1 protein-coding gene is annotated in these 960 nt (G+C 73.1%); it reads right to left on the reverse strand.

Going from position 1 to position 960, the window contains the following annotated elements:
* Window positions 1-960, reverse strand: a 960-nt coding sequence (locus NLX94_RS38690; RefSeq protein ID WP_254387989.1) for a zeta toxin family protein, incomplete at both ends; no start/stop codon positions are given.

The following is a 960-nucleotide window of genomic DNA, read 5'->3' on the forward strand; positions in this document are numbered from 1 at the left end:
AGCCGCTCGGGCATCAGCGGCCTGGCCAAAGCGGAGACCTCCTCCACGTCGGCCCGGTATTCGGGCATCTCCAGGCGCAGCCGGCGCTGCCCGGCCCAGAACACGGCGGCTTCCTGCTCTGTGTACGGCCGGGCATGCTCGGCGCGCAGCGCCGCGGCCCCCGGCGCACGGACCTGTGTCACGGAGGCTTCGGCGGCAGAGGAGTACAGGACGGTGGTGTCGCGGCGCAGCACGATGACCGAGTCGGCCGCTCCCATCTCCTCGACGGCCGCGACCGCTTCGGGGAGCACCGCGAAGTGGGTGTTGTGCCCGCGCTTGGTGGTGTAGCGGTCGTTGACACCGAGCCGTCGTACCTGGGCGTAGCGGTCGGCTGTGCCCTGGCGGGAGTCCGCCGCGCGCACGGCCAGGACCACCAGCTCCACCCGGTAGCCGGCCTGCCGGTACAGCAGGACGCTGTTCAGGAGGGCGGATGGGCTGGAGGGGGCCATTTCGACGACCGCGTCGCCGCGGCGCTGGCGTACGTACGCCTCGGCCCTGGCCTGCCAGGCCCGGTAGTCCGCCCGGATCCGCTCCCCCGCGGTCCGGGGCTCTTCCTTCAGCAGCTGCCGGTAGTCCGGATGCATGCTCTTGAAGTTGCCGCCGCTGATCTGGGTGGGTCTCCCGCGCAGCGCACGGCGCAGCATCGGTGTCATGCGGGTCTTGCCGGAGCCGGGCTGCCCCAGCAGGAACACCACGACCGGCCGGTCCTGCGGGGTGATGTTCGCCAGGTAGTTCGGCGCGATCAGCTCGTCGAAGATCCAGCGGTGTTCCTCGGCGGAGAGCCGGTGGTAGTCGACGCCGGGCGCCTCCCGCCACGGCTGGGCGATCCGGCGGACGGGTTCGGCGAGCGCCGCGGCCCGCTGCTCGGGCCCCCGCAGGGCCCGCCCCCCGCCACGCCCCGTCCCTGCCCCTGTCCCAGTG

The organism is Streptomyces sp. TBY4 (genome assembly GCF_024213195.1).
Classification (GTDB): Bacteria; Actinomycetota; Actinomycetes; order Streptomycetales; family Streptomycetaceae; genus Streptomyces.